Source organism: Segatella baroniae B14 (assembly GCF_022024235.1).
GTDB lineage: Bacteria > Bacteroidota > Bacteroidia > Bacteroidales > Bacteroidaceae > Prevotella > Prevotella bryantii.
The window spans coordinates 2,169,262-2,192,342 of sequence record NZ_CP091799.1; the positions used below are offsets into that span (position 1 = coordinate 2,169,262).

At 38.2% G+C, this 23,081-nt stretch carries 23 protein-coding genes and 1 tRNA gene; 21 read left to right on the top strand and 3 right to left on the bottom strand.

The features are described 5' to 3' along the window. The first annotated feature begins 62 nt into the window (after nucleotides 1-62). Nucleotides 63-1,733 carry a nucleoside kinase gene (locus L6469_RS09250; protein WP_006283521.1) on the top strand — a complete coding sequence of 557 codons (1,671 nt, stop codon included), beginning with the start codon at nucleotides 63-65 and terminating at the stop codon, nucleotides 1,731-1,733. Nucleotides 1,734-1,839: 106 nt separating this feature from the next. Here L6469_RS09250 and upp read toward each other — a convergent pair whose 3' ends face one another. Beyond that, nucleotides 1,840-2,499 (bottom strand): uracil phosphoribosyltransferase, encoded by a 660-nt coding sequence (gene upp / locus L6469_RS09255; protein ID WP_006283520.1) that lies wholly within the window; start codon nucleotides 2,497-2,499, stop codon nucleotides 1,840-1,842. 239 nt (nucleotides 2,500-2,738) lie between these two features. Here upp and pckA point away from each other — a divergent pair, with 239 nt between their 5' ends. From pckA to L6469_RS09310, 11 genes are all read left to right on the top strand, one after another. Next, on the top strand, nucleotides 2,739-4,349 hold the full coding sequence (pckA, locus tag L6469_RS09260; RefSeq protein WP_006283519.1) for a phosphoenolpyruvate carboxykinase (ATP): 1,611 nt from the start codon (nucleotides 2,739-2,741) through the stop codon (nucleotides 4,347-4,349). 495 nt (nucleotides 4,350-4,844) lie between these two features. Beyond that, nucleotides 4,845-6,209: a DUF6242 domain-containing protein gene (locus L6469_RS09265; protein WP_027453259.1), complete on the top strand. Its 1,365-nt coding sequence runs from the start codon at nucleotides 4,845-4,847 to the stop codon at nucleotides 6,207-6,209. Between the two features lie 20 nt (nucleotides 6,210-6,229). Next, a complete protein-coding gene (locus L6469_RS09270; RefSeq protein WP_039871177.1) occupies nucleotides 6,230-6,949 on the top strand; it encodes a DUF6089 family protein in 720 nt (239 codons plus the stop codon). Between the two features lie 3 nt (nucleotides 6,950-6,952). After that, the gene (locus L6469_RS09275; protein ID WP_006283516.1) at nucleotides 6,953-7,723 is read left to right on the top strand and encodes an isoprenyl transferase; all 771 of its coding nucleotides are present in this window, start codon (nucleotides 6,953-6,955) and stop codon (nucleotides 7,721-7,723) included. An 82-nt stretch (nucleotides 7,724-7,805) separates the two neighbouring features. Beyond that, complete coding sequence (locus tag L6469_RS09280; RefSeq protein WP_371262722.1) at nucleotides 7,806-10,361, top strand: outer membrane protein assembly factor; 2,556 nt, start codon at nucleotides 7,806-7,808, stop codon at nucleotides 10,359-10,361. Between the two features lie 80 nt (nucleotides 10,362-10,441). Beyond that, complete coding sequence (locus L6469_RS09285) at nucleotides 10,442-10,957, top strand: OmpH family outer membrane protein (RefSeq protein WP_006281196.1); 516 nt, start codon at nucleotides 10,442-10,444, stop codon at nucleotides 10,955-10,957. A 58-nt stretch (nucleotides 10,958-11,015) separates the two neighbouring features. Next, the gene (locus L6469_RS09290; RefSeq protein WP_006281195.1) at nucleotides 11,016-11,519 is read left to right on the top strand and encodes an OmpH family outer membrane protein; all 504 of its coding nucleotides are present in this window, start codon (nucleotides 11,016-11,018) and stop codon (nucleotides 11,517-11,519) included. After that, on the top strand, nucleotides 11,519-12,022 hold the full coding sequence (locus L6469_RS09295; RefSeq protein ID WP_006281194.1) for an OmpH family outer membrane protein: 504 nt from the start codon (nucleotides 11,519-11,521) through the stop codon (nucleotides 12,020-12,022). Before L6469_RS09290 ends, L6469_RS09295 begins: the two co-directional genes overlap by 1 nt. A 30-nt stretch (nucleotides 12,023-12,052) precedes the next feature. Beyond that, nucleotides 12,053-12,895, top strand: coding sequence for a glutamate racemase (murI, locus tag L6469_RS09300; protein WP_006281193.1), 843 nt, complete (start codon nucleotides 12,053-12,055; stop codon nucleotides 12,893-12,895). Between the two features lie 8 nt (nucleotides 12,896-12,903). Further along, entirely contained in the window at nucleotides 12,904-13,239 is a 336-nt protein-coding gene (gene rbfA / locus L6469_RS09305; RefSeq protein WP_006281192.1) for a 30S ribosome-binding factor RbfA, read from the top strand. Further along, complete coding sequence (locus L6469_RS09310) at nucleotides 13,239-14,468, top strand: FtsX-like permease family protein (protein ID WP_006281191.1); 1,230 nt, start codon at nucleotides 13,239-13,241, stop codon at nucleotides 14,466-14,468. Before rbfA ends, L6469_RS09310 begins: the two co-directional genes overlap by 1 nt. A gap of 311 nt (nucleotides 14,469-14,779) precedes the next feature. Here L6469_RS09310 and L6469_RS09315 read toward each other — a convergent pair whose 3' ends face one another. Both L6469_RS09315 and aroQ read right to left on the bottom strand, forming a co-directional pair. Continuing rightward, nucleotides 14,780-15,418 carry an O-methyltransferase gene (locus tag L6469_RS09315; protein WP_006281190.1) on the bottom strand — a complete coding sequence of 213 codons (639 nt, stop codon included), beginning with the start codon at nucleotides 15,416-15,418 and terminating at the stop codon, nucleotides 14,780-14,782. Between the two features lies 1 nt (nucleotide 15,419). Beyond that, nucleotides 15,420-15,848, bottom strand: coding sequence for a type II 3-dehydroquinate dehydratase (gene aroQ, locus L6469_RS09320; protein ID WP_006281189.1), 429 nt, complete (start codon nucleotides 15,846-15,848; stop codon nucleotides 15,420-15,422). Nucleotides 15,849-15,900: 52 nt separating this feature from the next. Here aroQ and xerA point away from each other — a divergent pair, with 52 nt between their 5' ends. The 9 genes from xerA to kduI all read left to right on the top strand — a co-directional run bounded on the left by xerA (nucleotide 15,901) and on the right by kduI (nucleotide 23,064). Further along, nucleotides 15,901-16,815 carry a site-specific tyrosine recombinase/integron integrase gene (xerA, locus tag L6469_RS09325; protein WP_006281188.1) on the top strand — a complete coding sequence of 305 codons (915 nt, stop codon included), beginning with the start codon at nucleotides 15,901-15,903 and terminating at the stop codon, nucleotides 16,813-16,815. Between the two features lie 92 nt (nucleotides 16,816-16,907). Continuing rightward, a complete protein-coding gene (gene metK / locus L6469_RS09330) occupies nucleotides 16,908-18,164 on the top strand; it encodes a methionine adenosyltransferase (RefSeq protein ID WP_006281187.1) in 1,257 nt (418 codons plus the stop codon). A 1-nt stretch (nucleotide 18,165) separates the two neighbouring features. Further along, a complete protein-coding gene (locus L6469_RS09335) occupies nucleotides 18,166-19,188 on the top strand; it encodes a DUF4271 domain-containing protein (protein WP_006281186.1) in 1,023 nt (340 codons plus the stop codon). Nucleotides 19,189-19,197: 9 nt separating this feature from the next. Next, nucleotides 19,198-19,947 carry a uroporphyrinogen-III synthase gene (locus tag L6469_RS09340; protein WP_006281185.1) on the top strand — a complete coding sequence of 250 codons (750 nt, stop codon included), beginning with the start codon at nucleotides 19,198-19,200 and terminating at the stop codon, nucleotides 19,945-19,947. Nucleotides 19,948-19,949: 2 nt separating this feature from the next. Beyond that, entirely contained in the window at nucleotides 19,950-20,351 is a 402-nt protein-coding gene (locus L6469_RS09345; protein WP_027453265.1) for a ribonuclease P protein component, read from the top strand. Beyond that, on the top strand, nucleotides 20,348-20,599 hold the full coding sequence (gene yidD / locus L6469_RS09350; RefSeq protein ID WP_074548095.1) for a membrane protein insertion efficiency factor YidD: 252 nt from the start codon (nucleotides 20,348-20,350) through the stop codon (nucleotides 20,597-20,599). Before L6469_RS09345 ends, yidD begins: the two co-directional genes overlap by 4 nt. 70 nt (nucleotides 20,600-20,669) lie before the next feature. Then, on the top strand, nucleotides 20,670-21,968 hold the full coding sequence (gene tyrS, locus L6469_RS09355) for a tyrosine--tRNA ligase (protein ID WP_006281183.1): 1,299 nt from the start codon (nucleotides 20,670-20,672) through the stop codon (nucleotides 21,966-21,968). Nucleotides 21,969-22,036: 68 nt separating this feature from the next. After that, nucleotides 22,037-22,107: transfer RNA gene (locus tag L6469_RS09360), tRNA-Gln, on the top strand. Between the two features lie 111 nt (nucleotides 22,108-22,218). Then, the gene (gene kduI, locus L6469_RS09365; protein WP_006281182.1) at nucleotides 22,219-23,064 is read left to right on the top strand and encodes a 5-dehydro-4-deoxy-D-glucuronate isomerase; all 846 of its coding nucleotides are present in this window, start codon (nucleotides 22,219-22,221) and stop codon (nucleotides 23,062-23,064) included. Nucleotides 23,065-23,081 lie beyond the last annotated feature (17 nt).

A 23,081-nucleotide genomic window follows, 5' to 3' on the forward strand; every position in this document is an offset into this window, starting at 1 on the left:
TATCTTTGTAACTTTTTGTGGAATTTGTTATCTTTGACTCCGATTTTAACTATATAAAAGCTATGACCGAAGAGAAACAAACAATTCAAATTCGTTGCAAAAATAATAAAAAAACTCAGAATGTCGCAATCGGCAGTTCACTTTCTGAGGTTTTTCGTCAATTTAATTTAAAAATGGACTATGGTCCGATTAGTGCAAAAGTAAATAACAAAGTAGAAGGTCTTGATTTCCAACTTTATCATTCTAAGGATATCGAATTTCAGGATATGTATTCCGCTTCAGGATCGAGAAGTTATGCGCGTACTCTCTTTTTTGTATTGTGCAAAGCTGTTCATGACCTTTATCCTATCAGTCTTGTCATCATTGATATTCCAGTTAGCAATGGGTATTATGTAGATGTTGAAATGGAACAGCCGATAACTCCTGAGGTAGTAGCACGTATTCGACAACGTATGCAAGAAATTATCGATGCTGGTATTCCGGTAAAGCATCATGAGGTCCTTACAGAAGAGGCTTATCGTATGTTTCGTGATAAGGGCGATAAGGCCAAGGCTAAATTACTATCAAGTGTAGGGCGTCTTTATACCACTTATTATTCTATTGATGATTATGTAGACTATTATTATGGCTCATTGTTGCCAAATACTAAAGATTTATATCTTTTTGGTCTAGAACCTTATTATGATGGAATGCTCCTTCGTATTCCTTCGTTAAAAAAACCGGGAGAGTTGCCTGAGATAACTCGTCAGGATAAGATGTTTGAAATTTTTAAAGAGCATCATCGCTGGCAAAAGATAATAGGTGTAAGAACTGTGGGTGATCTTAATGAAGTGATAAAAAATGGTGAGGAAACGCAGATGATTAATGTTTCTGAAGCACTTCAGGAAAAGAAAATTGTACAGATTGCGGATCAGATAGCTGATAATAAAAATATAAAACTAGTATTGTTGGCTGGCCCTTCTTCTTCGGGTAAAACTACTACATGTAAACGATTGGCAGTGCAGCTTATGGCTAATGGTATAAAACCATTAATGATATCTCTTGATGATTACTTTGTGGATCGTGTTAAAACGCCTAAGGATGAAAATGGAGAATATGATTATGAGAGTATTTATTCCCTCGATTTAGATTTGATTAACAAGCAGTTTAATGCGTTGTTTAAAGGTGAAGAAGTGGAATTGCCAAAATATAATTTTCAACAGGGCAAAAGTCAGAAGAGTGGTAGAAAACTGAAGATGGAACCAGATAATGTCTTGGTTGTTGAAGGTATTCATGCTCTTAATCCTGAATTGACGAGTCAGATTCCTAATGCTTTAAAGTATCGGGTTTATGCATCGGCACTAACAACAGTTCTCCTTGATGATCATAACTATATTCCAAATACAGATAATCGTCTATTGCGCAGAATTATCAGAGACTACAAATATAGGGGAGTAGGAGCTGCTGAAACTATTCATAGATGGCCTTCTGTTCGTAAAGGTGAAAACAAGTGGATATTTCCATTTCAGGAAAATGCTGATGTCATGTTTAATACGGCAATGCTTTATGAGCTTCCTGTTCTTAAAATACAGGCAGATTCGCTGTTGTCACAGGTTCCTGAAAATTGTGATGAGTATTCTGAGGCGTATCGTCTGCGTAAATTCTTGCGCTATTTCCGAACGATACCTTACAATAACTTGCCTCCAACCTCTCTCTTAAGAGAGTTCTTAGGTGGAAGTTCTTTCCATTATTAAAAAGTAGAAGTGTCAAAATGAAGTGAACTTAGAAAATTAAAATGACGTTTGGTGGTTACTTCATATTGACACTTCTTGTTTATATTATTTTATATTATATTTACCTTTAGATTTTATTGCCGTAACAAAGGTCTCCTGCGTCTCCAAATCCTGGTACAATATACTTGTGCTCGTTCATACCTGGGTCAATAGCAGCACACCAAATGGTAGTCTTCTCTTCAGGGAAAGTTTTCTTGATATGCTCGATACCTTCAGGTGTAGCAATAACGCAAGCAACATGGATGCGTTTTGGAGTACCCTTAGTAAGAAAAGCCTTGTATCCTAATTCCATACTGCTACCTGTTGCGAGCATAGGGTCTGCAATAACTAGAGTCTTTTCATCGATGCTTGGTGTAGCCAAATATTCTACATGGACACCAACTTCGTGATGTGCCTCGTCGACATATTCACGATAAGCACTGACAAAAGCATTACCTGCGTGGTCGAATACATTAAGAAAACCATTGTGGAAAGGAAGTCCCGCACGGAAAATGGTAGCTAAAACAATCTTGTCGGTAGGAATGTTGACCTGGGCAATGCCTAATGGGGTCTTGATATCTTTATTCTCATAGTTTAATGTCTTTGAAATTTCAAAAGCTTCAAACTCCCCAACACGTTGAATGTTGTTACGAAATAATAAACGATTCTTCTGATATTCAGCATCCCTAATTTCGGCCATATACTGGTTAATAATAGAGTTGCTTTCACTGAAATTAATAACTTTCATCTCGCTTTTTATTGATTTTTGTGCAAAGATATGAAAAAGGTCTCAATTTTTGCAAAGTCTAAATTACAAATATCTTTTTATAAAATAGGTTTTTAACTTCTTTAACCTATAAAAAAGTCAAAATATGTATTTTTGTCACTTTATAATTTGTTAATCAATACATTTTGTTTATCTTTGCAACGTTTATTTGAGGTAAACTGACAGTAAAAAATTATTTCACAACTTAAATACATTTTCAAATGGCAAGTTTTGACAAGAGCGTACTGGAGAAGTACGGTATTACTGGAACTACAGAAGTTCTACACAATCCATCTTATGAAGTGTTGTTCGAAGAAGAGACTAAAGCTGGTCTCGAAGGTTTCGAAAAGGGTCAGGTTACTGAACTTGGCGCAGTAAACGTAATGACAGGTATCTTCACCGGTCGTTCTCCTAAGGATAAATATATCGTAGATGATGCACAGAGCCACGATAACGTATGGTGGACATCTGATGAATATAAGAACGATAACCATCCTATGTCAGAGAAGGTATGGGGCGAAGTTAAGGAAATCGCGAAGAAGGAACTTTCTAACAAGAAACTTTTTGTAGTAGACGCTTTCTGTGGCGCTAACAAGGCTACTCGTTTGGCAGTTCGCTTTATTGTAGAGGTTGCATGGCAGGCTCATTTCGTTTCTAATATGTTCATCCTTCCTACAGAAGAAGAACTTGCAAATTTCGAACCTAATTTCATTATCTACAATGCTTCTAAGGCTAAAGTAGAAAATTACAAAGAGCTTGGTTTGAACTCTGAGACATGTGTTGCTTTCAATACAACATCTCGTGAGCAAGTTATCATCAATACATGGTATGGTGGTGAAATGAAGAAGGGTATGTTCTCTATGCAGAACTACTACTTGCCATTAAAGGGCATTGCTTCTATGCACTGTTCTGCTAACTGTGATATGAATGGTGAAAATACAGCTATCTTCTTTGGTCTTTCTGGTACAGGTAAGACAACATTGTCTACAGATCCTAAGCGTAAGCTGATTGGTGACGATGAGCACGGATGGGATGATGAAGGCGTTTTCAATCTCGAAGGTGGTTGCTATGCTAAGGTTATCAACCTTGATAAGGAATCTGAGCCAGATATCTACGGTGCTATCAAGCGTAACGCTCTTCTCGAGAATGTAACAGTAGATGCTAATGGTAAGATTGATTTTGCAGATAAGACCGTTACAGAGAATACTCGTGTATCTTATCCTATTGAGCATATTAAAAATATTCAGCCAGGTTCATCTGCTCCAGCAGCTAAGCAAGTTATCTTCCTTTCTGCTGATGCATTCGGTGTACTTCCTCCTGTATCTATTCTTACTCCAGAGCAGACTCAATACTACTTCCTTTCTGGTTTCACAGCTAAGTTGGCTGGTACAGAGCGTGGTATCACTGAACCAACTCCTACATTCTCAGCTTGTTTCGGTCAGGCTTTCTTGGAGCTTCACCCAACTAAGTATGCTCAGGAGCTCGTTAAGAAGATGAATGCTAATGGCGCTAAGGCTTATTTGGTTAACACAGGTTGGAATGGTACTGGTAAGCGTATCTCTATCCGTGATACTCGTGGTATTATCGATGCTATCCTTTCTGGTGACATTGATAAGGCTCCTACAAAGCAGATTCCTATGTTCGACTTCAAGGTTCCTACAGAGTTGCCAGGAGTTGATACAAACATCCTTGATCCACGTGATACATATGCTGATCCTTCTGAGTGGGAAGCAAAGGCAAAGGATCTTGCTGAGCGCTTTATCAAGAACTTCGGTAAGTATACATCAAACGATGCCGGTAAGGCCCTTGTTGCAGCTGGTCCACAGCTTTAATCTGAAATTCTATTTTAGATTATTTTATATAGGCTTGTTCTTCTTTGGAACAAGCCTTTTTTGATGTAAGTCAAATAATTACTAGGTGTAGTATAAAATTAGCCTTTTCATTTTCTGTGCTCGAACACAGTGCTTACCTTTGCACGAGTTTTAAATGTGAAAGAATACAAACTTAAAAGATAATAAAATTCATGTTGTATGATTTAGAAAGTATAGTCATGGTAGTTGGATTTACACTAGTAACTATTTGTAGTGTGATAGCACTCGTTCACTCGAATGTTCGCAGTAGACTATAATATAAAAGGTAATACGATATATTTTGTATTACCTTTTTTAATTAATCACTAAACAAACTTAAAAACAGATAACATTATGAATTATTTACCTAATAAAGTATTAAAATAGGTGGCTATTTGAATATTTCTGATTAAATTTGCACACAAAAATTCGCAGAATGCTGTTATTCTGCCGATGAAAACTAATAATTAAATGTAAATGAAAAGGAAATACACACCTTTCCTCTTGTTGACTTTGACAGTATGTTTACTGTCTTCTTGTTTAAGTAATGATGATTCAAGTAGTACAGTGTACTATGATACAGCGATTACTTCTTTCAGTGTAGGTACATTGAAGCGTCATGTTACTACCGCTTCAGGTGAGGATTCTATCGTCAAGACAGATTGTAGTGGTTATAACTTCTATATTGATCAGTTAACACACGAAATCTATAATACAGATTCCCTCCCTTATGGTATAGATGCTTCTATGGCGGTAGTATCTATTTCTAGTAAGAATAGTGGTACTATTGTGCTTAAAAATATAAACAGCGATACGCTGACTTATTATTCAAGTACTGACTCCTTAGATTTTTCAGTACCTCGTGAACTTCGTGTTTATAATGCTAATGGTGATTATGCAGCTTATACCGTGAATGTGAATGTGCATCAAGAAGAGGCTGATAGCTTTATGTGGAGTCGTAAAGCTGATAATCAAGTGCTTGCTTCTTTAGAAGGCATGAAAGCTGTATGCAATGCGGGCAAGATTTACGTTTTTGGTACAGATGGTAATGCTCTTAAGATTTATATGACCTCGATGACGGATGGTAATAGTTGGCAAGAAATTTCAAATTCTGCAAATTTACCAGCTGAGGCTTATAACCATGTTATGGCACACGATGGTACTATATATATTCTTAATCAAGGTACTATCCTTACATCAACAGATGCTCAGAACTGGACGGAGTTGGCAAAGACTAATCTAACACAATTGCTGGGTTACAGTTCTTCCACAATGTATGGCATGAATGGTAATGCAATCATGAGTTCCACAGATAATGGTGTAAGTTGGTCTGAAGATTTGTTAGATACTGATGCTTCATATTTGCCTACGTCAAATATTAGTTTTATGGCGCGGACTGATGAATCTGTAGACAATGCAGATCGACTTGTTTTAGTTGGAAATCGTATTGCCAATAATGAAACAACTGCAGTAGTTTGGGGCAAATTGGCAGAATATTCTTCTAGTGCCGATTCTGATCCTTGGATGTATTATCCGCCAGTAAAGGATATAACTTATAAGTTACCAACAGCAACCAAGCTGGTCGCTCTGAATTATTATAATGGTATTATAGCCTTTGATGGTAAACAGTTCTACTATTCAGAAGACAATGGTATTACCTGGCCGATAGAAAGCGATCGCACAATTTATATTCCAGATACCTTCTCTGCTAATACTACTAATTTTGCTTTCGTGAAAGACGATAATAACTATTTGTGGATGATTATGGGAGCTTCAGGACAAGTGTGGAGAGGTAGACATTGTGAGTTAGGTTGGAAAACTTATCAAACTTCTTTTAAGTAAGTATGAAAATATAGAGGACTATGCGTAGACTCCTTATCTTGATAATTGGTCTTTTTGGGGTATTGGGTTCCTCAATGTGGGCTCAGGATGACCCTGAGTACAGAATGGAGATAGGTGCAGGTATAGGATTATTGAGCTATCAAGGTGATTTTAACAGCAACCTGTTTGGCGGTAGTAGACCAATGGCATCCGTTATAGGAAAATATGTGTTTAATCCATATTCAGGATTTTGTTTTTCTGTCAGCTATGGTACTATTAAGGGGGATGCCGCAAATGAGCAAACCTTTTATCCTGATTTCAATAATGATGTATCTCAGAAGGTCGGTTATTTGTTTAAGAGTACACTTGTTGACGTTAGTCTAGTATATGAGTATAATTTTTGGCCTTATGGAACAGGTCGTGACTATCGTGGAGCCAAACGTTTTACCCCATTTGTGTTTGTTGGTTTGGGAACTACCTATGCTAAGTGCTCTGAAGATATTGATGGAGAAAAATCAAGCGCATTTACAATGAACTTTCCATTGGGAGTCGGTGTAAAATATAAATTGGCAGAACGTGTTAATTTGGGGGTGCAATGGGCCATGCACTTCTCGGCTAGTGATAAACTAGATGGAGCGGTCGACCCATACGGTATAAAGAGTAGTGGCCTCTTTAAGAATACAGATTGTTATTCTGTCTTACAAGCATTTATAACGTATAGTTTTAGTGCTAAATGTAGAACCTGTAATAAAGATATTTAATATATGACAAAGGAATTAGATATGAATCGTATACCTGAGCACATTGCTATTATAATGGATGGCAATGGTCGGTGGGCCGCCGAACGTGGTAAAGATCGCAGTTACGGACATCAAGCTGGTGTAGATGCAGTACGTCGCATAACTTCTGAATGTACTCGTTTAGGAGTGAAATATCTTACTTTGTATACATTCTCTACAGAGAATTGGAATCGTCCGGAAACAGAGATTGCTGCGCTTATGGGATTAGTGCTGACTTCTCTTGAAGATGAAATATTCATGAAGAATAATGTACGCTTCCTGGTGATAGGTGATATGGAAAGACTTCCAGAGAAAGTGCAGGAAAAGCTCAAGGAAACCATGGCGCATACTGCTAATAATACAACTATGACTATGGTAGTAGCGTTAAGTTATAGTTCACGTTGGGAAATAACCAAAGCCTGTCGTGAAATCGCTATAGAAATGGTAAAGCAAGGTAAGAGTATCGAAGATATCAACAGTTTGATAACTGAGGATACGCTCACTGAGCATATGGAAACTAAGTTTATGCCAGATCCAGAATTACTGATACGCACAGGTGGTGAGTTGAGAATATCTAATTATCTACTTTGGCAGATTGCATATACAGAATTATACTTCTGTGACACATATTGGCCAGATTTTAGTGAAGATGATTTGCATCGGGCTATAATCAGCTATCAGAGCCGCCAACGTCGTTTCGGTAAGACAGAAGCTCAAATAGAAAAAGAAATTAATCAGAAAGAGCAAAAAAAATAAGATAAATTGACTTCTTTTAAATAGAATGAATACTTTACATAATATAGTAGTTTTGACTGCAGGCTTGCTGGCAAGTACACAGATGCAGGCACAGGATAAAATCATTAATCCTGATATCAGTTATGCGGGTACTCCTCGTACGTTTATTCTTGGGGGTATCAATGTGACAGGTGTAGAGGGTTACGAAGATTATGTCTTGACTGGTATCTCTGGTTTGACAGTAGGGCAGAATATTACAGTTCCTGGTACAGATATCTCTGATGCTGTGAAGCGCTATTGGCGTCATGGACTTTTTTCAAAGGTTACGATGGCGGCAGACTCTATTGTGGGTGATAAGTTGTACCTGCATATTAGTCTTGCTGTTCGTCCTCGCGTCTCTACCATCAATTATGAAGGTCTTAAGAAGAGCGAAAGAGAGGATATGGAGCAGAAACTTGGTTTGTTGAAGGGTAGTCAGTTAACTCCTAATATGATTGACCGAGCGAAAATTCTTGCTCAGAAGTATTTCGACGACAAAGGTTATAAAAATGCAGAAATTGATATACGTCAGCGTGAGGATGTAAGTGCAAAAAATGAGGTGATACTCGATGTTATTGTGGACAAAAAAGAGAAGATGAAAGTTCACAAGATTACTATCGATGGCAATGAACAGCTTACAGATAAACAGATTAAGGGTTCCTTATTTACCAAGGGTGCTTTCTCAAAAACTCATGAAGCTGGTAAGATAGGTAATATCTTTAAGTCTAAAAAGTTTACTCCAGAGCGTTGGAAAACTGATAAACAGAATCTTATAGATAAGTATAACGAACATGGATTTCGTGATGCTAATATCCTGAAAGACAGTGTGTCTAATTACGATGTAAAACATGTGGATGTTTATGTTCAAGTAGAGGAAGGAAAAAAATATTATATACGAAATATCACTTGGGTAGGTAATACTGTTTATACTACAGATCAGCTGTCTAGGGTGCTCGGCATGAAAAAGGGCGATGTGTATAATCAAAAATTACTCAACAAGCGCCTTTCTGAGGATGAGGATGCTGTGGGCAACCTGTATTGGAATAATGGTTATCTGTTTTATAATTTGCAACCTACCGAGATTAATATCGTAGGTGACAGCATCGACCTCGAAATGCGTATTACAGAAGGACAGCAGGCTCATATTAATCGTGTTCGTATTAACGGTAATGATCGTCTTTATGAAAACGTGGTTCGTCGTGAACTTCGTACAAAGCCAGGTGACCTCTTTTCTAAGGATGCACTCCAGCGCTCTGTTCGTGAGTTAGCTTCTATGGGGCATTTCGATCCAGAAAAGGTTAATCCAGATGTTAAACCAAACTATGAAGATGGTACAGTAGATATCAACTGGAATTTGGCTCAGAAAAGTAATGACCAAATTGAGTTTTCACTAGGTTGGGGACAGACTGGTGTCATTGGTCGTGTAGGTTTGAAGTTGAATAACTTCTCTATGCGTAACCTTTTCAATAAGAATAAAGAACATCGTGGCATTATGCCTGTGGGTGATGGTGAAGTGCTAAGTATAGGTGCTCAGACTAATGGTTCTTACTATCAGTCATATAATGTAAGCTACTCAACCAACTGGTTTGGTGGTAAGCGCCCTAATCAGTTTAGTGTAAGTGCTTATTATAGTAAACAGACCGACGTTTCGAGCAACTATTATAATAATGCATACTATAATAACTATTTTAATTATCTGTCTGGTTATGGTTCTAGCTACAGTAGCAGTTATTCGAGCTACTATGATCCAGATAAGTATGTACAAATGATCGGTTTCTCGCTGGGATGGGGTAAACGTCTTCGTTGGCCAGATGATTATTTCACTTTGTCTGCACAATTGTCTTATCAGCGTTATATGTTGAAAAATTGGAGCTACTTCCTGATGACCAATGGTACAGCTAACAACTTGAACCTAACCTTGTCTTTGAACCGTACTTCTACAGATAACCAACTGTTCCCACGTCGTGGTTCCGAGTTCTCTGCTAGTGTAACCCTTACTCCGCCTTGGAGTTTGTTTGATAACAAAGATTATGCTAGCTTGGCTAATAATCCATATTCATCTACTTATGATGACGAGATGCAGGAGAAATACCGTTGGGTAGAGTATCACAAGTGGAAGTTCAAGTCAAGAACTTTTACTGCTCTTTCAGGAGGTCAGAAGTGTTTCGTGCTCATGACACGTGTTGAAATGGGACTTTTAGGTTCTTACAATAAGAATAAAAAATCACCATTCGAAACATTCTATGTTGGTGGTGATGGTATGAGTGGATATTCTACAGGTTATGCTGAAGAGACAGTTGGTCTTCGTGGTTATGAAAATGGTTCACTCGCTTATAGAGGTTATGCTTATGACCGGTTTACATTAGAATTGCGCTATCCATTCCTATTGGGTAATACAACAATTTACGGTCTTACTTTCCTCGAAGGTGGTAATGCATGGACTGATACAAAGAAATTTAATCCATTTGATATGAAACGTTCTGCCGGTGTCGGTGTACGTATCTATCTGCCAATGGTAGGTTTGATGGGAATCGATTGGGCCTATGGTTTCGATAAAGATAATATAAACCTAACAAAGGGTGGTAGTCAGTTCCACTTTATTCTAGGTCAGGAATTTTAAAGCATTCTGCTGACTCTTTTCCTCTTAATGAGAAGAAAGTCAGCAGAATGAAATCTTAACTAAAAAAGAAAGTTTGTAAGATGAAAAAATTATTAACCTTATGTCTTTTTGCCTGTTTGGTGTTGACAGTAAATGCACAGAAGTTTGCTTTGGTAGATATGCAGTATATTCTGAAGAACATTCCTGCATACGAAAGAGCTAACGAACAGCTAAACCAAGTGAGTCGTAAATGGCAAGCAGAGGTAGAGGCGCTCAATACAGAGGCAAGTACAATGTATAAAAATTATCAGAATGAAGTCGTTTTTTTGTCGCAGGAGCAGAAGAAAGCTAAGCAAACAGCTATTATGAGCAAAGAAAAAGAGGCAAGCGATCTAAAAAAGAAATATTTTGGTCCAGAAGGCGAACTCTTCAAGAAGCGTGAAGCTCTGTTAACTCCTATTCAGGAAGAAATATACAATGCAGTAAAAGATATCTCAGATTTTAGAGGCTACTCTCTAGTAATAGACAGAGCTAGCAATGCTGGAATTATTTTTGGTTCTCCAAAGATAGATATCAGTAATGAAGTTTTGGATAAATTAGGATATTCCAATAAATAGTACTATATTTGCATTTACTTTTTAATAAAAGACAAAACAAATAATAAAACATAAGAAAATGAAAAAGCTTATTTTGATGTTGGCGCTTTGTGCACCACTCAGCACTTTTGCTCAGCAGAAGTTTGGTCACTTGAATTCTCAGGAAATTATGTCTCAGATGCCAGAGTTTATTAAAGCTCGTGGTGAGGTTGAAGCTCAGGCAAAGACTTATGAGAATGACTTGAAATCTATGCAGGAAGAGTTGACTCGTAAAAATGATGAATACGAAAAGGGTAAGAGTACAATGAATGCTACTGCTCAAAAACAGAAGGAGACAGAACTCCAGACTCTTTACCAGAAGATTCAGCAGGCTTATCAAGACAATCAGCAAGCTTTGTCTAAGTTGCAGCAGGATAAGATGCAACCTATCACGACAAAACTTGTTAACGCTATCAAAGCTGTAGGTGACCAAGGTAAATATGTATACATCATGGATGTAGCATCAGGTATTCCTTACATCAGTCAAACACAGAGTAAGGATGTAACTGCAGAAGTAAAAGCTCAGCTCGCTAAAACAAAATAATGAAGAGATATTTCTTAGTACTAATGATAGCACTGCTGCCACTCTTTGCGAGTGCGCAGCAGTTGCGTTTTGGCTACTTTAGCTTCAAGGAGGCTTTTCAGAGCATGCCAGAATATGCTGTAGCCCAGAAAAATTTGGAAATTCTTCGCTCTAAATATGATGCAGAGACCAAGCGTGTAGAAGAAGAATTTAATAAAGATTATGAAGAATTCCTCGACGGGCAGAAAGATTTTGCTCCATCCATTCTCAAAAAGCGTCAAAATGAATTGCGTGAATTGATGGAGAAAAACATTGCGTTTAAGGAAGAATCGATTCGGCTTCTCAAGCAAGCAGAAAATGATGCATACGCACCATTGAAAACAAAATTGAATCAGGTATTGCAGCGTATCGGAAAAGAGAAGGGATATATTTTTATCCTTAATACAGATGCGCAAAGTGTACCTTATATCGATACTTATTTTGGTGAAGATATCAATACTTTGGTGCAGACTGCCTTGAAATAGGTGTGTGCCGTTTTTAAAAAGGTTTCCATTATGATAACATTACCACAGCGCCCTGGACCGATTGGCGTATTTGATTCCGGATATGGCGGCTTAACCATCTTACATGGTATTCGTCAATTATTGCCTCAGTATGATTATCTTTATTTAGGTGATAATGCTAGAGCTCCGTATGGCATACGTTCGTTTGATGTTGTATATCAGTTTACTCGACAGGCTGTGCTCAAAATGTTTCAAATGGGATGTCAGTTGGTTATTCTTGGTTGTAATACGGCATCGGCTAAAGCTCTGAGAAGTATTCAGCAACGAGATTTGCCAGAATTAGATCCAAGTCGTCGTGTATTGGGAGTAATTCGTCCTACAGCAGAAATAATCGGAAACCTTACATCTTCCCGTCATGTCGGGCTCTTGGCTACAGAAGGTACCATCAAGAGTCAGAGTTATGATATCGAAATCAAGAAACTCTTTCCTGATATTCAGGTGTCGGGTGTTGCCTGTCCGTTTTGGGTCCCTTTGGTAGAGTATAATGAGATGGATAGCCCTGGTGCAGATTACTTTGTAAAGAAGCGTGTTGACGAACTCATGCTCAAGGATAAGGATATTGATGCCATTATATTGGGATGTACCCATTTTCCACTGCTAATGCCGAAGATAATAAAGTATGTAAGCCCTTCAATCAGAATTATTTCACAAGGAGAATATGTGGCAGATAGTCTGAAAGCTTATCTAGAGCGTCATCCTGAGATGGAGCATAAGTGTACCAAGGGTGGTAGTTGTCATTATTACACTACTGAGAATGCTGACAAATTTAAAGATAGTGCTTCCATTTTCCTTCACGAAAAGGTAAATGTGAGTCATATTGATCTCGACAAATAATTGGAATTATGCAAGAAACAAGACAAAATCGTATTTCAAGACTTCTACAGAAGGAGTTGAGTCTTATATTTGAAACAGAAACCCGTAAGATGCGTGGTGTCATGGTAAGTGTAACGCGTGTTAAGGTAAGTCCTGATTTGGGTATCTGTACTGCTTATTTGAGTATCTTTCCTTCAGAAAAGGGTGAAGAGTTGATGGCTAATATTAATAGCAATGAGAAAAGTATTCGCTATGAACTTGGAAAACGTGTAGGTAAGCAGCTCCGTATAGTACCTGAACTCAGATTTTTTATCGACGACAGTCTAGATTATATTGAACGAATTGACGAACTGTTGAAAAAATAATGAACTTTCCTTTTTTTATAGCTCGTAGATATCTTTTTTCTAAGAAGAGTACGCATGCTATTAATATCATCAGTGCAATATCAGTAGTCGGCGTTGCGGTAGCAACTACGGCACTGGTTATTGTACTGAGTGTGTTTAATGGCTTTCACGATTTGGTGGCTTCCCTCTTCACCAGTTTTGATCCTCAACTTACAGTGGTTCCGGTAACAGGAAAAACTGTGCCGAACGATGATCCGATTCTTACTCAAATTAAGGCACTGCCACAGATAGATATTGCTTCAGAGACCATAGAAGACCAGGCTCTTGCTGTTTACAATAATAAGCAGGCCATGGTAACTGTTAAGGGTGTAGAAGATAATTTTTCTGATCTTACCCACATCAAGGAAATTCTTTATGGTGATGGCGAGTATGAACTCCATGCTGCCAACCTTCAATATGGAGTAATTGGTATCCGTCTTGCACAAGATCTTGGCACTGGTGCAAAATGGAACGGTTATCTAAAAATCTATGCTCCTCAGCGTGAAGGACAGCTTGATATGTCTAATCTTGATGGTGGTTTCGTGGTTGATTCTTTAATATCGCCAGGAGTAGTTTTCTCAGTAAAACAGAGTAAATATGATGCTGGCTATATCCTTACCTCTATCGAATTCGCCCGTAATCTTTTTGGTCAGCAAGGAATGCTCTCTGCTTTGGAATTACGTCTTAAACCTGGAAGTGATTTAGACGCTGTTAAGATGAAGATACAGCAGTTGGCTGGTGATAAGTATCGCGTTATGGACCGGTTTGAGCAACAGGAAGATACTTTCAAAATTATGAGTATCGAGAAGTTTATCGCTTATATCTTCCTCAGTTTTATTCTTATTGTAGCCTGTTTTAATATTGTCGGTTCACTTTCTATGCTTATTATTGATAAGAAAGAAGATGTGGTTACCCTGCGTAATCTTGGTGCTACCGATAAACAAATAACTCGTGTCTTTCTTTTTGAAGGCAGGATGATATCTGCCATTGGAGCCATTATAGGTGTGCTTCTCGGTCTTTTACTCTGCTTAATACAGCAAGAATTTGGTATTGTTGCTTTAGGTGATTCTGAGGGCTCATTTATTGTCAATGCTTATCCGGTAAGTGTGCATTATGTAGATGTGCTGGTTATCTTCCTAACAGTAATTCTTATCGGTTGGTTGGCTGTATGGTATCCTGTAAGATATTTAAGCAAGAGATTGCTCAACTAAGTATTCTTATGATGATAGTTTCTTTGCGCTCCCTATTTCGAAGATAATCGAAATAGGGAGCGTTTTTTAGTATGCTCGATATTGAGCATTGTCTAATGGGGGTAAGTCTCGAGTGAGTCTTAGTAGCGATGATTACTCTGCCAATAGTAGTATGAATACTGATAATTCTTAGGCAAGAGCAGCTGTTCGTGTCAATACATCACCTCAATATGCCATGCTTCGATTGTGATGCCATTTTAATATAATGCCTAAAAAGTGATAGAAGGTAAAGAGAGGTCGTGTCAAAAGTAACAGACACGACCTCAATTCTTTTATTTCTTTCTTATCAATGTTAAACCATCTCGAAGTGGGAGAATGACTTTTTCCACTCGCTCATCTTTGGCGACAAAAGTGTTAAAATGATCAATGCCAATGGTTTGCTGGTCTTTGGTGTAGTTGGGATCAATTACATGACCATCCCAAAGTGTGTTGTCTGCTAAGATGAATCCACCAGGATGGAGTATAGAGAGTGTCATTTCGTAATCCTCTATATAGTTGCGCTTGTTGCCATCTAGAAAAGCCATATCGAAGATGATGCCTAGTTTTGGTGCTTCCTCATATGCATCTCCTATCCGAAAGTCTATTTTGTCGGCCACACTACTGCCTTCAATCCAAGGACGAGTGAAATCTTCCATTTCATCGTTTATTTCGAAAGTGTAAACCTTGCCTCCTTCTTCCAGTCCTTCGGCCATGCAGATGGCGCTATATCCACTAAAAGTGCCAATTTCTAGAATGTTTTTTGGACGAATCATGTGAACTAACATCTTGAGTAATCGGCCTTGAAGATGTCCGCTGGCCATACGGCCATGTACAGTATGGATATTAGTAGCTCGATACAAGCGATAGAGATAATCACCTTGCTCGTCGATATGGTCGAGAATGTACTCGTCGATTCCTTGTGTCTCAACCATATTACTTCTCCTGTTGAGCTAAGATGCCAGCGATAGCCATGTCATAACCGGCTAAGCCAAAACCACAAATAACACCTAAACAGGCGGGTGATAGGTATGAATGATGGCGGAATTCTTCGCGCTTGTGCACATTTGAAATGTGTACTTCTACTGTAGGGCATTTGAGTGAACGGATGCAATCTTGAAGAGCAATACTTGTATGTGTATATGCTCCTGCATTGAGTATGATGCCATCGTAATCAAATCCTACTTCTTGCATTTTATTGATGAGCTCACCTTCAATATTGCTTTGATAATAATCTATTTGTATATCAGGATATTTGCTTTGTAATTGTGGTAAATAAGTTTCGAATGAACTCTTTCCATAGATTCCTGGTTCTCTTATACCAAGAAGATTGAGATTAGGACCATTAATTATTTGTATCTTCATGACAATAATTTTTTTACTTTTTGTTAACTTTGTGGCAAAAGTAAGAAAATTAATGGAGAAAGACAAAAAATCAGGATTGAATATCGTGAAGCAATTCGATCGTTACCTGAAGTTAGAGTGTAACTATTCAGCGAATACGCTGGAGGCTTACAGGCACGATATCAGGTATTTGCTTGAATTTTTTGAGGAGCATCAACAGAATCCGATAGACGCAAAACTCGAAGATTTGGAATTATTTGCGACTTCGATTCATGAGAAGGGGATAGGTGCCCGTTCACAGGCTCGTATTCTTAGTGGAGTAAGATCATTTTATCGTTTTCTACAACTCGAAGGTTATATTAAAGATGATCCAACAGAACTTTTAGAATCTCCTCATCTTGGTGAGCATTTGCCAACTTATCTTACAACGGAAGAAGTGGATAGGTTGGAAGCATCAATTGACTTGTCAAAATGGGAGGGACAACGTAATAAGGCTATTATAGAAGTGCTCTTTAGTTGCGGACTTCGTGTGTCAGAGCTAGTAAATTTGAAAATCAGTAACTGCTTTATGGATGAAAAGTTTGTGAGAGTCTTGGGTAAAGGCAGTAAGGAAAGACTAGTACCGATATCTGAAAATGCTATTAGAGAAGTAAATTACTGGCTGATGGACCGTAATCTGATGGTTATTAAGCCTGGTGAAGAAGATTACCTCTTTTTAAATAGACGAGGATCTCATCTTACTCGTACGATGATTTTAATTATGATTAAGCGTCAAGCCGTAGCGGCAGGTATCACAAAGATTATATCGCCCCATACTTTGCGTCATTCTTTTGCCACAGCCTTGCTCAAAGGTGGAGCAGATCTTAGAGCTATTCAAGTAATGTTAGGGCACGAGGATATTGGTACTACCGAAATTTATACTCATATGGAAACTTCCGACTTAAAAAGGGAGATCTTAGAGCATCATCCACGAAACCTCAAGCATTAAATACCCCTTTTTTGTGGTTTTGTTTTGTTATTCGCTAGATTTAGAGTAACTTTGCAATCGAAAAAAGATAAAGAATTAAAAGATAGATAATTATGGCATATTTGTTTTCATCTGAGTCGGTGTCTGAAGGACACCCAGATAAAGTGGCTGACCAGATTTCTGATGCATTGTTAGATCAGTTTCTTGCTTATGATCCTGATGCTCACTGTGCTATAGAAACTTTTGATACAACTGGGCAGGTCGTTATTATGGGTGAGGTTCGCTCTAGTGAGTATATTGATTTGCAGACTATCGCACGTAAGACGATTAACAACATCGGATATACCAAGGCTGAATATCAGTTTGATGGTAATAGTTGTGGTATTTTGACTGCCATTCACGAACAGAGTGATGATATTAATCGAGGAGTTTCTCGAGAAGAAGAAGATAACCAAGGTGCTGGTGATCAGGGTATGATGTTTGGCTACGCATGTAATGAAACAGAAAACTATATGCCTGCTACTCTCGATTTAGCTCATCTTATTATGCGTGTTCTTGCAGACATCCGTAAGGAGGGCAAAGTGATGACTTATCTTCGTCCAGACTCAAAGAGTCAAGTTACCATAGAATATAGCGATGATAATGTTCCTCAGCGCATTGACACTATCGTAGTTTCTACTCAGCATGACCAGTTTGATGAAGACGATGAGCGTATGTTGGCTAAGATTAAGGAGGATGTACTCAATATTCTGATGCCTCGCGTAAAAGAGTGCTGTGATAAGAAAGTGCTTGCTTTGTTTAATGATGATATTAAGTATTTTATTAATCCTACTGGTAAATTTGTTATTGGTGGTCCTCATGGTGATACAGGTCTTACAGGTCGTAAGATTATCGTTGATACTTATGGTGGAAAAGGTGCTCATGGTGGTGGCGCTTTCTCTGGTAAAGATCCAAGTAAGGTAGACCGTAGTGCTGCGTATGCGGCTCGTTATATCGCTAAAAATATGGTAGCAGCTGGTGTATCAGACGAGATCTTGGTACAGTTAGCTTATGCTATTGGTGTAGCTCAACCTGTAAGTGTATATGTTAATACATATGGCAAAAGTCATGTAAATATGACAGATGGGGAGATTGCTGCTAAGATTGCTACAATGTTTGATCTTCGTCCAAAGGCTATAGAGCGTACGTTGAAACTAAGACAGCCTATGTATCTAGAAACCGCAGCATATGGCCATATGGGACGAAAGAATGAAATTGTCAATAAGACTTTCACCAGTTTCTATCATGAAACCAAGACCATGTCTGTGGAATTGTTCACTTGGGAAAAACTGGATAAGGTAAATGATATTAAAAAGGAGTTCGGATTATAAAATGACGACTCAATTAGCTGATTCATCAGTTGTCAGCGAAGAAACGGTACAGTCGGTCTCGACTTATAAAACACATTCAGGACAGCTAACTCCAAAAGAAATTTTGAGTTGGCTGCCTGCGAATGCAACCCCTGCCCAGCAGGATTCTGCCATTCAGGCTCATATCAAGCCAGGAAAGATACATTACAGTTCTCGGCCTGATACACTGCATCTTCCTGGGCACAAGCCAGGTAAGAGTTTGATGACTGTTAGCTTGCCTACCTACTACAAAGAGTCATTTTTCTCTAAGAGTCCCCTATTTCATCCGGAATTACCAGGTGGACGTCTTGGCGTGGCAGGAGATCCTGTACCTTATACCCTTGCATCAGACAATCTGATTACAGGAGTGCTGTTAGGTTGCTTTGTATTAGCTACATTGGCTTTTTCTAAATCTCAGCGTTTCATTTACCGACAAGTGAAAGATTTTTTCTTTGCGCCAAGAATTGGAACAACGACAATTACAGAAACTTCAACTGAAGTAAGATATCAGATGTTTTTTGTCTTACAGACGTGTTTACTTTTAACTATCAACTTCTTCTTCTTTACACGAACATTTGTTAGTGATACTTTCACGATAGATCAGTTTAAGATTATGGGTGTTAACCTAGGGGTGGTAGTAGCTTATTACGTCTTCAAATTTGTTGCCTATTGGTTTACAGGATGGGTCTTTTTTGATAGTAAAAAGACTGAACAATGGCTCAAGTCTTTTATCTTCTTAGTATCTACAGAAGGAGTTCTCTTATTTCCTGTAGTTTTACTATTGGTATATTTTGATTTACCTATTCAAAGTACGTTTATTTATACGGCATTTGTTATCATATTGGTAAAAATATTATCATTTTATAAGAGCTATAGTATCTTTTTTAAAAGAATCGGTGCTATTTTGCAATTTATTTTGTACTTTTGTGCCCTCGAAATCATGCCTTTAGCAGCACTATGGGGAGCACTAATCATGATCAGTAATTATTTGAAAATAAATTTTTAGGACACTACGATGATAAAGAAAATTTTAATATCACAGCCTAAGCCTACGAGTGAAAAGTCACCATACTTTGATATTGAAAAAGAATTCAATGTTAAGTGTGATTTCCACCCATTTTTTAAAGTGGAAGGACTTACTTCTAAAGAATTTCGTCAGCAGAAGATTAATATTTTAGATTATACTGCGGTAGTCTTTACATCTCGTCATGCTATTGATAACTTCTTCAAGTTGGCTAAGGATTTGCGAGTTACAATTCCTGAGGATATGAAATATTTCTGTGTTATTGAGAATATCGCATTTTACATCCAAAAGTATGTACAGTATCGCAAGCGCAAAGTATTCTTTGGTAATACAGGTAAACTGGCTGATTTGGTACCATTGATGATGAAGCATAAGGATGAAAAATACCTAATTCCTATGAGTAGTGCTCACCAAAATGATGATGTTAAGACATTGCTTGATAGTAAGGGGTTGAATCATAAGGAGTGCATCATGTACCGTACCGTAAGTAATGACTTTACTGAAGAAGAAAAGAAAGCTTTCGATTATGATATGCTGCTATTTTTCAGTCCTACAGGAGTAAAGGCTCTTAAGAAGAATTTTCCTGATTTTGAACAGGGTGATATCAAGATAGGAACATTTGGTACCACTACTGCACAGACTGTAGGCGACGAAGGTCTTCGTTTGGATATGCAGGCTCCTACTAAAGAACACCCATCTATGAGTAGTGCGTTGAAGGCATTTTTGAAGGAAGGTAAATAATTATGGCAGAATCCGAAGCATTTACATTGTGTAAAGAAGAGCGGATATGCAGTTTGAAACTGTTGGAACAACTCTTTGTACATGGGGAAAGCAAATCGATGTCTGCTTATCCCTTAAGAGTTGTATACCGACAATTTGATAGAGCAGAGGGCGACATGCAGGTAAATTTCCTGATTAGTGTACCCAAGAAATGCTTTAAGCGAGCTGTAAAGCGTAATCGCGTGAAGCGACAAGTACGAGAAGCTTATCGAAAGAATAAGGATATCGTCTGGAAAGAAATGGAGAAAAAGACTGATAAAAAGTTGGCAATGGCTTTTATTTGGCTTTCTGATGAATTGGCACCTTCATCATTGGTGGAGTATAAAATGAAAAATCTATTGCATCGTATAGGTGAAAGTTTATGAATATCTTGAAAAAGATAGTACACTATATATCATTAGGGCTGGTGAGACTTTTGTTGTTGCCAATTCTATTTTATCAAAAATTCATAACTCCATATACACCACCTTCGTGTCGGTTTACACCAACATGTTCGGAATATGCAAGGCAGGCTTTGCTGAAGCATGGTCCAATTAAAGGGTTGGTGCTTGCTATTTGGCGAATCTTAAGATGTAATCCATGGGGTGGCAGTGGTTATGATCCAGTGCCGTAAGTTGTCCTCTACAGGCGCCCCGACAATTGATAGATAATATAGCCTTTACGGGCTTCAAAAATTAGTTTAAATGAAAAACTTTGTAGAAGAACTGAAATGGCGTGGTATGCTGGCTCAGATCATGCCTGGTACTGAAGAGTATTTGATGGAGAATATGACATCAGCTTATCTGGGTACAGACCCTACTGCTGATTCTCTTCATATCGGTCACCTTTGTGGTATTATGATGCTTCGTCATTTGCAGCGTTGTGGCCATAAGCCTTACCTCTTGGTAGGTGGTGCTACGGGTATGATAGGTGACCCTTCTGGTAAAAGTCAAGAACGTAATCTTCTAGATACTGAAACTTTGTATCACAACCAGGAAGCTATTAAAAAACAGGTTTCAAAGTTCCTTGATTTCGATGGAACTGCTCCTAATAAGGCTGAAATGGTAAACAACTATGACTGGATGAAAGATTTTACTTTCCTTGACTTTGCTCGTGAGGTAGGTAAGCACATCACGGTCAACTATATGATGGCTAAGGATAGTGTACAGCAGCGTCTTAATGGTACTGCACGCGATGGTCTAAGCTTCACAGAGTTTACTTATCAGTTACTTCAGGGTTACGATTTCTTGTATCAATATCAAAACTATGGTGTACGCCTACAATTGGGTGGTAACGATCAGTGGGGTAATATGACTACTGGTACAGAGCTTATTCGCCGTACTTTGGGTAGTGAGGCTCAGGCATTTTGTCTTACATGTCCACTTATTACTAAAGCTGATGGTAAGAAGTTTGGTAAGACAGAAAGTGGTAATGTGTGGTTGGATCGTAACCGTACTACACCATATGCTTTCTACCAGTTCTGGTTGAATGTAACTGATGATGATGCTGAACGTTATATCAAAATTTTTACCGATCTTGATCAAGATACGATTAATGCCCTTGTAGAAGAGCATAAGCAAGATCCAGGTCGCCGTACGCTTCAGCGCCGTCTTGCAGAAGAGGTTACTACTATGGTTCATTCTAAGGAAGATCTTGATATGGCTATTGCTGCAAGTAATATTCTTTTCGGTAAAGCTACTAAAGATTCTTTGGCTCAGCTTGATGAGGCAACCCTAAACGATGTGTTTAAGGATGTGCCACACTATACTATCGATAAATCACAACTTGGTGGTACAGCTGTAGATCTCTTTAATCAGGAGGGAATGGATATTTTCCCAAGTAAGAGCGAAATGAGAAAGCTTGTTAAAGGAGGTGGTGTATCTCTTAATAAGGAGAAATTAACAGCTTTTGATCAGGCTGTAACAGCTGAAGATTTGATAGATGGTAAGTACTTGCTTGTACAGCGAGGTAAGAAAAATTACTATTTGATTACAGTAAAATAAAGAAAGTTGCGTAAAAATTTGGTGGTGGAGAAAAAAAACACTACCTTTGCGCTGCAATTAACAAAGATTGTCCTATGGTGTAATGGTAGCACTACAGTTTTTGGTTCTGTCAGTGGTGGTTCGAATCCGCCTGGGACAACCTGGAAAAGTCGAATAGAATTTACTATTCGACTTTTTTCTTTTTTTCTTCCACTCTTTTTTTACATTCATCATTAATTTTATTATCTTTGCATAAACAAATCAGATATTTATGCAAACAAACTATGAGTTAAGATATGCTGCTAATCCTGCTGATGCTAAAGCCTATGATACAGAAAGATTGCGGCAGGAATTCCTGGTAGAAACCCTTTTTGTAGATGATGAAGTCAATATGGTGTATTCTATGTACGACCGTATGATAGTGGGTGGTGTAAAGCCTGTAAACGAGATCTTAGTATTAGAGGCTATTAGTCCACTGAAGGCACCATATTTTACTTCCCGTCGAGAACTTGGAATCTTTAATGTAGGTGATGGTGATGGCATTGTGCGAGTAGGTGATGAAATATTTGAACTTGCCAGCAAAGAAGCTCTCTATATAGGGCGTGGCGATCGTGATGTAACGTTTGAAAGTAAAGATAAAACCCATCCGGCTCTGTTCTATTTTAATAGTACTACAGCTCATTGCGCCTATCCTTGTCGAAAGGTAACTAAGGCTGATGCTATAAGTGTACATGTAGGTAATTTGGAAACCAGTAACGAGCGTACCATTAATAAGATGATTGTGAACCAAGTATTGCCTACCTGCCAGTTGCAAATGGGTATGACAGAACTGGAGCCAGGAAGTGTATGGAACACGATGCCAGCTCATGTGCATAGTCGAAGAATGGAAGCCTATTTCTATTTTGAACTACCTAATGATCAAGCTGTCTGTCACATAATGGGCGAACCACAAGAAACACGTCATATATGGATGAAAGGTAATCAAGCTGTGTTCTCACCTGAGTGGAGTATACACAGTGCTGCAGCAACTCATAATTATACTTTTATTTGGGGTATGGGCGGAGAAAATCTAGATTATAATGATCAGGATTTTTTTGAAATTATAGACTTAAAATAATCAATTATACAACTTTA

Coding starts and splice junctions, on each gene's coding strand:
- L6469_RS09295 (WP_006281194.1), top strand. CDS start 11,519: ATGAAGAGATATTTCTTAGTACTAATGATAGCACTGCTGCCACTCTTT.
- L6469_RS09315 (WP_006281190.1), bottom strand. CDS start 15,418: ATGGTTGAGACACAAGGAATCGACGAGTACATTCTCGACCATATCGAC.
- L6469_RS09290 (WP_006281195.1), top strand. CDS start 11,016: ATGAAAAAGCTTATTTTGATGTTGGCGCTTTGTGCACCACTCAGCACT.
- L6469_RS09280 (WP_371262722.1), top strand. CDS start 7,806: ATGCAGGCACAGGATAAAATCATTAATCCTGATATCAGTTATGCGGGT.
- xerA (WP_006281188.1), top strand. CDS start 15,901: ATGGAGAAAGACAAAAAATCAGGATTGAATATCGTGAAGCAATTCGAT.
- aroQ (WP_006281189.1), bottom strand. CDS start 15,848: ATGAAGATACAAATAATTAATGGTCCTAATCTCAATCTTCTTGGTATA.
- L6469_RS09310 (WP_006281191.1), top strand. CDS start 13,239: ATGAACTTTCCTTTTTTTATAGCTCGTAGATATCTTTTTTCTAAGAAG.
- metK (WP_006281187.1), top strand. CDS start 16,908: ATGGCATATTTGTTTTCATCTGAGTCGGTGTCTGAAGGACACCCAGAT.
- murI (WP_006281193.1), top strand. CDS start 12,053: ATGATAACATTACCACAGCGCCCTGGACCGATTGGCGTATTTGATTCC.
- tyrS (WP_006281183.1), top strand. CDS start 20,670: ATGAAAAACTTTGTAGAAGAACTGAAATGGCGTGGTATGCTGGCTCAG.
- kduI (WP_006281182.1), top strand. CDS start 22,219: ATGCAAACAAACTATGAGTTAAGATATGCTGCTAATCCTGCTGATGCT.
- L6469_RS09265 (WP_027453259.1), top strand. CDS start 4,845: ATGAAAAGGAAATACACACCTTTCCTCTTGTTGACTTTGACAGTATGT.
- L6469_RS09270 (WP_039871177.1), top strand. CDS start 6,230: ATGCGTAGACTCCTTATCTTGATAATTGGTCTTTTTGGGGTATTGGGT.
- L6469_RS09345 (WP_027453265.1), top strand. CDS start 19,950: ATGGCAGAATCCGAAGCATTTACATTGTGTAAAGAAGAGCGGATATGC.
- yidD (WP_074548095.1), top strand. CDS start 20,348: ATGAATATCTTGAAAAAGATAGTACACTATATATCATTAGGGCTGGTG.
- L6469_RS09340 (WP_006281185.1), top strand. CDS start 19,198: ATGATAAAGAAAATTTTAATATCACAGCCTAAGCCTACGAGTGAAAAG.
- L6469_RS09275 (WP_006283516.1), top strand. CDS start 6,953: ATGACAAAGGAATTAGATATGAATCGTATACCTGAGCACATTGCTATT.
- L6469_RS09285 (WP_006281196.1), top strand. CDS start 10,442: ATGAAAAAATTATTAACCTTATGTCTTTTTGCCTGTTTGGTGTTGACA.
- rbfA (WP_006281192.1), top strand. CDS start 12,904: ATGCAAGAAACAAGACAAAATCGTATTTCAAGACTTCTACAGAAGGAG.
- upp (WP_006283520.1), bottom strand. CDS start 2,499: ATGAAAGTTATTAATTTCAGTGAAAGCAACTCTATTATTAACCAGTAT.
- L6469_RS09250 (WP_006283521.1), top strand. CDS start 63: ATGACCGAAGAGAAACAAACAATTCAAATTCGTTGCAAAAATAATAAA.
- L6469_RS09335 (WP_006281186.1), top strand. CDS start 18,166: ATGACGACTCAATTAGCTGATTCATCAGTTGTCAGCGAAGAAACGGTA.
- pckA (WP_006283519.1), top strand. CDS start 2,739: ATGGCAAGTTTTGACAAGAGCGTACTGGAGAAGTACGGTATTACTGGA.